The sequence below is a fragment of the Roseovarius arcticus genome (genome assembly GCF_006125015.1).
Taxonomy (GTDB): domain Bacteria; phylum Pseudomonadota; class Alphaproteobacteria; order Rhodobacterales; family Rhodobacteraceae; genus Roseovarius; species Roseovarius arcticus.
This window is the reverse complement of record NZ_SZZN01000001.1, coordinates 2,606,728-2,617,658: the sequence shown is the minus strand read 5'-3', so window position 1 is coordinate 2,617,658 and position 10,931 is coordinate 2,606,728. Positions and strand designations below refer to the sequence as shown.

9 protein-coding genes and 3 pseudogenes are annotated in these 10,931 nt (G+C 52.2%); 6 read left to right on the top strand and 6 right to left on the bottom strand.

Annotated features, from left to right (window positions below):
• Positions 1–284: 284 nt before the first annotated feature.
• Positions 285–489: pseudogene (locus tag MK6180000_RS20700) on the top strand (IS5/IS1182 family transposase); the annotation flags it as partial.
• A gap of 75 nt (positions 490–564) precedes the next feature.
• Positions 565–642, top strand: a complete 78-nt coding sequence (locus MK6180000_RS21015) for an integrase core domain-containing protein (RefSeq protein WP_138936491.1) — start codon at positions 565–567, stop codon at positions 640–642.
• 165 nt (positions 643–807) lie between these two features.
• On the opposite strand, the gene MK6180000_RS12500 is transcribed toward MK6180000_RS21015, so the two are convergent.
• Entirely contained in the window at positions 808–1,788 is a 981-nt protein-coding gene (locus tag MK6180000_RS12500) for a tyrosine-type recombinase/integrase (protein WP_138935036.1), read from the bottom strand.
• Positions 1,789–2,641: 853 nt separating this feature from the next.
• Here MK6180000_RS12500 and MK6180000_RS12495 point away from each other — a divergent pair.
• Positions 2,642–3,901: a response regulator gene (locus tag MK6180000_RS12495; RefSeq protein ID WP_138935035.1), complete on the top strand. Its 1,260-nt coding sequence runs from the start codon at positions 2,642–2,644 to the stop codon at positions 3,899–3,901.
• Positions 3,902–3,980: 79 nt separating this feature from the next.
• Here the strand turns inward: MK6180000_RS12495 and MK6180000_RS12490 are convergent.
• Positions 3,981–4,199: pseudogene (locus tag MK6180000_RS12490) on the bottom strand (integrase core domain-containing protein); the annotation flags it as partial.
• Positions 4,200–4,332: 133 nt separating this feature from the next.
• On the opposite strand from MK6180000_RS12490, the gene MK6180000_RS12485 reads away from it, so the two are divergent.
• A complete protein-coding gene (locus MK6180000_RS12485) occupies positions 4,333–4,656 on the top strand; it encodes a hypothetical protein (protein ID WP_138935034.1) in 324 nt (107 codons plus the stop codon).
• 527 nt (positions 4,657–5,183) lie between these two features.
• Here MK6180000_RS12485 and MK6180000_RS12480 read toward each other — a convergent pair.
• From MK6180000_RS12480 to MK6180000_RS12470, 3 genes are all read right to left on the bottom strand, one after another.
• A complete protein-coding gene (locus MK6180000_RS12480; RefSeq protein WP_138935033.1) occupies positions 5,184–5,699 on the bottom strand; it encodes a hypothetical protein in 516 nt (171 codons plus the stop codon).
• Positions 5,700–6,557: 858 nt separating this feature from the next.
• Complete coding sequence (locus tag MK6180000_RS12475; RefSeq protein ID WP_138935032.1) at positions 6,558–6,797, bottom strand: hypothetical protein; 240 nt, start codon at positions 6,795–6,797, stop codon at positions 6,558–6,560.
• Between the two features lie 328 nt (positions 6,798–7,125).
• Entirely contained in the window at positions 7,126–8,235 is a 1,110-nt protein-coding gene (locus MK6180000_RS12470) for an OmpP1/FadL family transporter (protein WP_138935031.1), read from the bottom strand.
• A 238-nt stretch (positions 8,236–8,473) separates the two neighbouring features.
• On the opposite strand from MK6180000_RS12470, the pseudogene MK6180000_RS21010 reads away from it, so the two are divergent.
• Positions 8,474–8,696 (top strand): annotated as a pseudogene (locus tag MK6180000_RS21010) (IS6 family transposase); the annotation flags it as partial.
• 264 nt (positions 8,697–8,960) lie between these two features.
• Here the strand turns inward: MK6180000_RS21010 and MK6180000_RS12460 are convergent.
• Positions 8,961–10,370 carry a sensor histidine kinase gene (locus tag MK6180000_RS12460; RefSeq protein ID WP_138935030.1) on the bottom strand — a complete coding sequence of 470 codons (1,410 nt, stop codon included), beginning with the start codon at positions 10,368–10,370 and terminating at the stop codon, positions 8,961–8,963.
• A gap of 332 nt (positions 10,371–10,702) precedes the next feature.
• Here MK6180000_RS12460 and MK6180000_RS21100 point away from each other — a divergent pair, with 332 nt between their 5' ends.
• A complete protein-coding gene (locus MK6180000_RS21100; protein ID WP_484335611.1) occupies positions 10,703–10,822 on the top strand; it encodes a hypothetical protein in 120 nt (39 codons plus the stop codon).
• Positions 10,823–10,931 lie beyond the last annotated feature (109 nt).

Here is a 10,931-nt window from a genome sequence, read left to right as displayed (position 1 = left end):
TTGCAATCATAGAGGATCCTGCAAGCGGCTTGCCCGAGGAAGCCTAGGCGACGTTGCCGGTCCTCGTTGAAACGAAGACCTGCCTCGACGACCAGATCGCCAAGCTCACGCTGAGATCAGCATGCGTGCCAAAGAGAATAAGGTGGGGCGCATTCTGATTAGAATTCCGGTGATAGGGCCATTAATCGCCACGGCTCTGGTTGCCCTCGCGCCGCCTCAAGACCTACCGCCGAGGGCGTGACTTTGCGGCTTGGCTCGCGCCCGTGCCGCGGCAGCAATGCCGGGATGCAACAATGTTACCTCATATGCTCAATCAGACCCCTCGCGACCAGGAGATTGGCAGCGAGACGGCAGATGGAGCATTAATACGCGCGGATGCCATAATGCCATCTCTGACCGCGGTGCGGACGCATTCATTCCGCCACGCAATAGTGCCCAGCCATGGAAGCCAAACATTGAGGCAACGTCCGGAATGATGCACTTCGCGCATGAAGGTATCTGGTCCTAGCACTGTGGCGGAATTGGAGTGGATATAAGCTGCGAGGCGAATGACCTAACGAAACGCTGTTCGGGACGTTGCGCGATGCCCGCGAAACACTTGAAGAATGGCAGGAGGAATACAGTTGGCGTAGGCCACATTAGCCTTGGCAAACCTAACCCCGACGGAGTTTTTCCAGGGAATGATGATGGACAAGATGGCAGTCTAAGACCAAAGATTTAACCCCAAGGACTCCGCACAGTGCTGAAATGAACTTAGGGCAATGTTCATTCTGAGCATCTATATAAGTGCAGAGTATCGATCAACTCTCACCGTGATTTGCTGAACGCAGCCGATACTTGAGCTGAAGTCGATTGGCTTGCCATGATGCGCCGACCGTAACGGTCAGGCATTTCGGGCGAACTCCAGCGACCTGCGACCATGATGGATGATAGATCACATCTAAGCCTGAAAGCATCTTGAACTCCGCCTACACGCGTGCTGTGCGCAGATACTTCCGATCGCCCTGTGCATCGCTTGAGAATGCGCGATATCGTTGCGGGGTCCATGTGCCGGATTTGCGAGTTGGGCTGCGATTTGGTAATAATAGGGTCGCTAGATTCTAATCCAGCGGTTTCAATCCAGCGCAAAACAGCCTCCGTCCCGGCCTCAGATAAAAATGAATAGGCACCCTCTCCGTACGGATCTGTTTTGGATCTGCTAACATAGAGCAAGCTCGATCCGTCATCTTGGCGAACCAGATCTTTCACCTTGAAAGCCACAATCTTGGACGCACGACACCCACTGTCAGTTGCAACCCAGAGTACTGCCTTGTCTCGTAATTCCAATCGGCTGCTACCTAATTTCTGAATTGTCTCAATCATCTCTTTTTTTCCAAGTGGCGGCGCTAGTCGGACTGCAGCACCATACTTACGCTTCACTGCCTTCACCGCTAGTTCGACTAGCCGGTGGTTACAGGTTGAAGGCTGAAATTGAGCCCTATGCATTTCCGAGATAGCCCAAAGCCGGACCCCAATCGCAGTGCTCCTAACCTTACCTCCTAGGTAATCAACATAAGCGGCTACCGCCTTGGGGTCGACCGGAGGGGCTGCATCATAGCCTTTTTCACGACACCAACTGCAGAACATGGCTGTAATCTGTCGGAAATTTCTCAACGTCTCTGGGGCAAACGCGGCATCAGACCGCTTGTGGTATTCTGCTTTCAGTTGCTCCCGAGCATCAGCAGAAGTGCTCACCAATTGTATCGCAGTAGCCATACGCTCGTTGGAGCGATCAAAATTGTGTTCCATCGAAAGTCTCCTATCTTTATTTCATAAAAGTGCATCCTAACCAGTAATGTTAAGGCTATTCTGAGTCCGTTAACCATTTGTTAATAAAGGCCAGGCAAAGTGAGGCTAAGTTGGAATTCAGTGAGGCCGTGATGTCGCGGAAAAAGGTTGCCGAACTAGCAAAGATCTTGTCGAGTTAAATTGAAAAGCCGGGTCAAAAGGACAAAGCGCGCCGATATTTATTAATATGTCAGAAACGAAAAGACTGAAGATTATGGTGGATTTCACCAATCTGGAGAATGCGAGAATACGTAGTCAGCGGGAGCTAAACTGTAGATATGCCGTTTCTCGCGCGACATTTTCCTTAACTCCCAGGTTTGGGAACAAGGAGATGTTCATGATCGGGGATCAACCCGAGTTTCAACGCTGAATAGTGCGACATGGCGTCAAAATCGGTCACGTCGCTAGGGCTTGCCGCACATGATCAATGCATCGTCGGCAGAGGGAAAGGCTTAGAGGTTTCGCAGAGCAGCCACAGTCAGGATCAGATTATCCAGTGTCAGATCCGACACTGAATGCTCTAGTCGTTGGCTCTCAGCCTCGAGCTTTATCGATAATAGGTCTGAATTTCTGCGATCATAGTTGGCTCCGGTTATGTAACAAGACAACAGCTGACTTTGCAGGAATACCTCTGCGGCAGCGCTTTGAGCGAGGTAGTTACCAAACATTCATGTTACGAACTATGTCGTCCTTAAGTTGAGCGACTCTTTTCATATGGCCACTTTATAACCCGCGTAACAAGGGAGAAAATACGTGCCAAGCATGCTGTCCGGAACTGATTGGCAAACTTAAGTAACAACGTTAGGTTGTTTTAATGGTAGATCGAATTGTCGGAGATGCTCATTTGATAGTTGGATATGTCTTGGTCGGTGCCGTTGCGGGTCTGCTCGCATCCGTTACTGCCCTTCTCGTTGGTGCAACAGTCTGGCTAGCGCTAGGCCTTTACACCTTGGTCGGCTCCTTCGCCGTGATCCTGCTGCCTGTTGCCCGGTTGATCTCTGGCATCTTTATTAATCACGGCGAAGCCCCACCTGCCAAAGGCAACTGGAACGAGACCGGATATCTGCGCTCTTGTGAGTCCTCGGCCAGACAGCAGGGCGCGGCTATCAACGCCTCAATGAGAATTCTTGTCGTCGATGACGACCCATTCATTCTGGAGCTAATACCGAAGATTGCGGCGAAGGTAGGTTTTTTCGAAGTTATTCCTGCTGCATCGGCTGAACAGGCGCTGAGATTGTTGGCCGACACCAGAATGATTTTCGACTGCCTCTTGTTCGACATCAACATGCCGGGAATGGATGGTATCGAACTTTGCAAACGTGTTCGCCAGTTACCCCAATATTGCCAGACGCCGATCGTCATGCTGACTGCGATGCGCGACATTTCACATATGGGTGACGCTTACCGAGCCGGTGCGACTGATTATGCCACCAAGCCATTCATAATTGAAGAGCTAGGCACCCGCTTGCGGATGGCACAGAAAGCGATCCACGTGCAGAGAGAGCCGAGCCATGGCAAACAGGAAGGCACGGGATACGGTTGGAGTCCAATTCGTTGCTACGGCTTCGAATTGCCCGACGGGTTACGTCTCGAAGTTGTGAAAAGTCTCATCGATCACACAGCCTTCTCAAATTATCTTACCCAATCACCCCGCACAAGAGTGACAGACATCCAAGTTTTCGCCGCAATCATAGATGGTATCGAAGCAGATCAGATGCGATCCTCACCCCAAGAGTTTGTCTCGCTCCTCCAAGATGTTTCAGCGGTAGCGGCCGATTGTCTTGGTGTTGACCAAACCGTGATGGCCTACACCGACAACGCAACCCTTCTGATTGCTGTTAATTCTGCAAACCAACTGCCTGCGATTATCATCGAGAAGAACATTGAAAGAAGGCTCCAAGGCAACGCTTCTGTGTATGGCACACGGATAGGCGTATCGGTTGGGGGGCCAATAACGCTGCAAGGCACAAAGGCAGAGCGCGCAAAAATGGCGACGGATCACGTGATCACCATGGCGGAAAGCAGAGCGGTGGACAAACATGGCAGGCCAGTTGCTGGCCTTCTCATGGGATAGCGTCTGACCTGAGCCCCAAGTTTCCCTAACCGGCGCCAGAGGCATTGGAGCAAATGTGCTGCTACCCAACCTTGAACCGTCAGTATGCAGATTTTAGCCTCTGAGAACGGCTGGGACTGGTTTCGCTGCCGCGATTATCGATGTCGACCGGAATGTTGTATCCGATCGCGCTGCGTGGCCGAATCTCGTTGTAGTCTCTATGCCAGTCCTCCAAGTTTTTCGGCGCATCTGCAAGCGTCGAGAGCCAGTGGGGGCTCAGGCACTCTGCGCGGAACTTGCTGTTGAACGCTTCTATAAATCAATTTTCGGCCGGCTTGTCTTTTAGGCACACTGCCCGCATTACCATCTGCAAAATCACTCGTGTCGACGGTCTGCTGCCTAGAATGCAGCAAAAGGGCAGTCAAATCATTCGCCTACACTAGATTCACTTCATGAAAGATCATCCTACCCAGCAACGCTTAGGTTTTACCGTGTACATTAACTTTTTGTTAAGAAAAGTTAGAGAGAGTGCGCTTAAGTTGAAATTTGATGAGGCACTGATGTCGAAGAAAAGGATAGCAGAGCTAGAAACAATTCTATCAAGTTATATCGAGAAGTATGGTCAAACGGATCAGGCACGCCGGTACTTTATTAGTATGACGGATACGAAAAGATTAAAGGCATGGCGGTTTCCACCAATTTGGGGAAAACAAGAAAGTGCGAAGGAAGAGACCCAGCCCATTGGGGTAAAGCACACTGGGTCCGCTGGGGGCTAATTTTGTAGGATCCCGAATCGTATAGATCTATTCAAAGTGGCTTATCAACAATTCAAAGCGCTTGATACACGGGCACGGATAAAAATTGGCGTGGGAGCGAAAATAGTATCTAACGTCAGCGCAGACTAATTCCCCGAGATATTCTTTTCGACCGTCAATCGCACAGCCACAGCCACAGCCACAGCCAAAATGCAGACTTGGGTCTTGGAATTAGGCCATAGATTCTGGTTAGGTGGGAGCAGTTGCCTCTTTTCAGAGCCGTACTAAGTGGCGGAAAATGTTTCGCGTGCGAAACATTCGCGCTGACCTGCTCCCCCGTGGAATCCCTCAGTCTAAAATAAAGTGCGCCTGACAATTGCGCTGCCACCCAACTTTGGGCCGTCAGGATTCAGAGTTTTAGGCCGCGACAGGTCCAGACTGCTAAACCGCAGAAATTTACTGTCCATATCGCCCTTCCGAATTCCTTTTCGGCCCTCGGCACCGCCGAGATCCTGCCCCTGGCCCGAAGCTAACGGGGAAAAGGGAGCTTAAGCTCCAAGCGTGAGTTCTGCAAAAATGCCGTCTGGAACCTCCTTCACGCGGATGACTGTGTAACTCCGCTCTGAAGAAAGCTTGCTCGCAACCCAAAGTAGCGGTTTGAACTTCAGTTTACCGCTAAGCGTAAACAGGATGGCTCTAACTATCACCCCGTCATCAGAAATAAGATTGATGATTAACTTTTGCGTGATCTGAATGTGCCTTTGACCTATCTCCACGTGCTCAAGTTTCAGTGACCATTGGCCCCGAAAGTCGGATACTTTGGCCGCACTCCAAGAGGCGTTGCAAGCGATACGATATTCGTCGCCCGCGACGATGTCGACATCAGACCTTAACTCGTCGCCACGCATCAAACCTTCAGTGACATTGATACTCTCCAGCGGCAGGATGAACTGAATGTCACGGTAATTGTCGTCCGAAAAGGCATCGCAGTTCAGGTTGAAGCTGGCACTTTCGACTTTGCAAACAATATGTTTGTTCGCTCGCCTTAAGTCACTTAGTCCCATCAATTCAACCCTTGTTCATCAATATGTAATGTATTGATTCCAAGTTTGGCAGGGATCTGTGGTTAAAATTCGTCAGAATGGTGCTGTTGTTACATTACCGGTGCGCTAGCGGATTTTTCTGTCCCATCGTAGTTCATACGGGGAAAACTCCCTTTGATGGTCAAGTCATCATGGGGATAGATGCAGCGATAGTATCAAAGCCTTCACAATCGGAACACTTGTTGCTTGCGTTGCAGGCGGTCTCTGCAAAGAAACTGAGAACCGTCAGATCGTTCATTTGCCAGCATGCATTGCGCTGGGGTCTTCTGTACCGAGAAAGGAAGCTGGAGCGAACGCATGATCTGAATGCCTAGCCCCTGTCGCAGGCGTTAGCCCCGCTGTTACGGGAACCTGACCCCTTCACTGCGCTTGGCGAATGGAGCCTGACATGCGGTGCGAGAAAATTCGGCGGGTGGCTGTCGGCCATAAAGCTGTTGGTCTCTTGCGCGACTTTCTAAAGAAATACCGATTTCATCGGCGCTCAGATGGATCGTCGGAGGGCAACGGCGGTCAATCATAATTCCTCCTTCCAAAAGAGATTGTGTCGATCTTTCTGATGACTGGATCGACAAACACCTGCGGAAAGGTGCTCAGGGTATGTGCGACACTCAATCCTTTGTCTGGCAATAACGCTATGACATGTCCACACGATGGGCAATCTTCCACGTTTTGCGCATCTTCCACAAACACGCACCCTGTGCCGCCACATTTTGGACAACCCTTGCCCTAGTGAAGCGCCCTCATCAGTTCGTCGTCGGTAATAGCGGGTTCTTTCTCCCGTGTCATACCTTGATCCAACACTTGAACTTTCCTATCGGTTTACTCAATCACTTCGACAAGAACATAACTGCCCACTTTGTCCGCTTGGGCGCGCGATTGGCTAAGCGAGCGCACCATGACCGCAAAAACATAGGCACAATCTGGCGCCTGATCTTCACACACAAGCGCCAGCTCTAAGGCAGTTTGCTTGTCGCCATCTGCTTGCTTGAGAAGCTCGTCCGCTCTCATTCGAACGCTGACCGGTACATTCAAAACCAAATAATCCGTCGCGCGCCGCAAACTCGCTTCCCTTGGCGTCATGCTTCGGCCTCCTGACCTTTCAGAAACTGGCTCAGCACCATTTCTATCAGCAAGACAGCCAGCAGCAAGGAGTCACCTTCAACATAGAGAGCGGCGCTTCCTTTGGATCACAACGGGCGACAAGGGTTCTCATCCGATGCGCTGACATTTCTAGAAACGCCAACTCTTCGTCGCTTAGATGGATGGTCAGGGCGTTCGGGCGGTCAGTCATGTTTTGGGGTCTGTCGGTTCGTCATGGCGCGATACTAGCAAGCCGCCCTACCTCGCTCAAGCCGGTTTCGTCTGATACTGCCGTTGTCGAGACTGATCAAAAACTGACACCAACCCTGAGGCCAGCACCAAATGCTCCGTTGTCGTCGAATGTGCCGCGCACTACATTTTCCGGGTAGGTTTCAAGTGGGGCCTTACCCAGCCAAGTGTAGCTTATTCCGCCAGAAATATCGATCCGGGGCGTCAGCTGATAGATGCCTCCCAGCGTTACGGTCTGGCCACCCTTTGCCGGTGCCAAAGGTGATACCAGCTTCTCACCCTCCTCGTGTTCATAGCTGTAACTCAGGCGGGCGGAAAAATTGTTGGTGAACCGACGCCCAACGCCAATCTCGTATGTCCATGCATCGTCGAGAATTGCTAGGTTCGTCACCGCACTGTTCGGGTCCAGCGTAAATTTGCTCCAATCGGACCAACGAACGCTGGCAAACAGCAATGTGTCCTCAGCCACTCCGGACTGCACCTGAAATTTCAGCGACTGAGGCAGCGTGGCCCCAGTCGGTCCGGTCGAAATCGGAGTGGTGCCGGGAAATGTTTCGACAGTCTGCATCTCCAAGTCGACATCTGAATGGTATGTCAGCGCCGCGCGGAATGCGATCTCGGGAATTTCGTAGCCCGCACCCACGACATATCCCAACGCACTATCAGTGGCGAAATGCACATCGTATCCGTTGAGGGGGCCATAGGCCAATCCAGAAAGGGTAATATTGCCCCGCGCCTGCACGACACGCGGACCGCCATAGATGGCAATGCGGTCGGTGACGTCGTAGCTTATCAAAACCGTCAAAGCGTCGCTCTCCGCTTGGGAGCGAGCGCCACCGAAGAGGGTTGTCGTCGGCGATCCGCCGTACTGGGTGTCAACGCCGTAGGGTTGATCGTAGATCATCGCGAAAGACAGGCGCTGCCCGAACTGCAACTTTATGCCAGCGGCGACGCTTCCGAAATCCTCGCCGACATTGCCGACTGCATGGCCAGAGCTGTCCCGGCCCGTCACATTGGGGGCGACCACAGTCATCGACAGCTCAGCGCGGTTGCCTTCATCGAAGATCAGGTCGATTGGTGTCTTATTGCGATCAAGATTACCGGCGACGGCCGATGTACTCGTCAGAAAACCCAACCAAATGGCAAGTACCAAAGCAAATTTCGTCATTTACCCGTCCGCGACCTCCACCGAGAGTAGCGACTCTCGGCGGGCACACCTAGATTAGCAAGAGAATTTGCCAGTAATCTGTCAGACCGCAGAATGCTGTGTTGCCGATGATACATATATAGAATGGCCGCCCGTTGTTGCAGAAGCCATAGCTGAGATATGACGAGCTATGCGGTCGCGCGGCACTGTCAGATCAAACCGGCTTGAGCGAGGTAGGGCGGCTTGCTAGCATCGCGACATAGCAAAACGCAGTCCTTTTCGCTATTTCAAGACGAGCCCCGAGATTATACCCTTGGCGGTGATGCTATATGTCCGTGTCCGGACTTGGCTTCGGGATGTGGAGGATCTTCTGCATGAGCGTGGCATCGACAATAGTCACGAGATGGTCAGGGTCTGGTGGAACAGATTTGGTTCAGTGTTCACCCGCGGAGATCTGTAGAAGCCGGGTCAGGCGGATGCGGTTCATTCTTCAGTTCACTACCTCTTCAATCAGGAACGCCACCTTTTCTCACGTGATAATTTGAAATTGAACTGGGCTGTCGCTCTCGCCGAGTGGCGCGATCTCGGCGCGGCATAAGGGGCAGCTTCACTGCTCTTTCAGAGACCGGTTCGCATTTGCCTGACAGCACCGCACAATCTTTGCGCAGACTAAATTGTAGCCTCCCTGTCCTAGCTGAAATTGGTTCGAATCGGTCTGACAGCACCTGCGATGGAATTTCTGCACCTCAGGCCGCCGTTGCGAGCGGTTTGATCTTGGCGCTCGGGTCATCTCCCCCTGTCTGCCGGTCGAACTCTATATAAAAGGTTGAACCGACACCCGGTTCGCTGACGTAATCGATAATGGCGTTGTGGCGCTCGACGATTTGCTTGGCAATGTTGAGGCCAAGGCCGGTGCCGCCGACCTTGCGAATATCAGAGGAATCTACTTGGCTGAACTTGCCAAACACGCAGTCTTTCGCGCCTTCCGGAATACCTGATCCTTCGTCATGGACCAAAATACGGATGCGGGCGCCCTGAGTTTCGACGCGCACCTTAACCGCGCCGCCTTCGTCGGAAAACTTCAGAGCGTTGGATAGCAGGTTGCTCATCACTTGGATCAAGCGATTGCGATCACCATTGATCTGGCAATCTTCAATGCAAGGGTCAGACATAACTTGGATGCCAAGTTTGCTGGCGTAACCTGCGATGGATTCCACTGCCTCTTGTACCAAATCGTTCGCATTGATCGGTTCGAAATGAAACACCATCGCGCCGGCCTCGATCTGCTGCAGATCCAGCAGATCATCGATTAGGGTAGCGAGGCGATGCCCGTTCCTGGTTGCTATGCTAAAAACAGGCTTGAGGGTCTCGGGCAGCACGCCAAGTCTGTCGTTCTTGATGAGTTCGAGCGATCCGATGATCGACGTCAGCGGCGTGCGCAACTCGTGGCTAACCGTGGCCAGAAACCGTGACTTAACCTCCAAGGCAGCCTTAGTGCGCTCGTTTTCTTCATTGATCATTTTCATCTGTGCGAGCCGCTGCTTGTGGCTGAGGTAGAATTTCACCGATATGTCGCCAGTGAAGTAGAGCACGAAGAAAATCGTGAAGAACTCCAACCAAATGTCAGAACTGATTGGTGGGAGATAGCGGACCACATCGAGAAATGCGATGTATAGAAACGCGAAAGCGTAGATCAGCAGACGCAAGAGCAGAATGCCTTTCATTTGGCTATTGTACATCGCCGCGAAGACCGATGCAGAGAATAGAAAGAAGAGGGGCGTGAAATGCCCTGGCGAAGTCTGCTGAAGCGCAATGTTGACGATGAAAACGCTGATCGCTATCGCGCTCACGGCCGTGTTGATCGCGATGCGCTTGAGGATCTGCTGACCCACGACGGGGTCCTGGCCATTCCAAGCCTTTGATTGGCGTCCGAGAAGCAAGTCGAGCATTTCGGTAAGGGCTACGATTCCGTAGAACGCAAAAATCGAGAGAGGGTTGAAATAGAACGCCGCCAGTATGGCCGCAGCGAGAAAGCTCGCTTGCCGTTTCCAGATGAGCTGGTTGGCAAGGTCAATGTAATCTTTGATGCTCTGTTCGCGACCATCGGAGTTGAACCAGTTGATCCGGGCCGCCCAAAATGTGTTGAGATCCGTCATGTTTGCCTCTGCAACTCTGCGAAGGTAGACAGCTAAGGTCGAAATGTGTCGAAATTAGACCATACGCAGGGCGCGTTGAGGATTCTTCCGTAGAAAACGTATGAAAAATCTGCCTCTTTCGGCGTAATTTGGTAAGCTTTGCCATTCCCACGAGGAGCCGTTCCACTGCCGAAACAACGTGCCATACCCGGACTGCGCCATGAGATGAAGAAAAAGCAGACGTGGCGGGAACTGTTCCTTTCTGAGATGGACGGGGTGGTGCCGCGGGGCGGCTGCTGGCGCTGATCGCGCCTTACTATCCGAAGGCCGGATCGAAGGGTGGACCCCCGCCGATGCTGTTTAAGAAAATGCTGCGGGCTTACTTCGCTCAGAACTGGTATGCGCCGAGAGACTCGACGGCGGAAGAAACGCTCTATCACAGCGAGGCGATGCGCCGCTTAGCGGGGATCTAACTGGGCAATGACCGCATCCCCCCTTGCAGTGATTGCTTCGCATACCCATGCCGAGCAGTGGATGAGTCCACAACTCTCAACTTCCGGCATCTGCTGGAGCGGCGCGAGT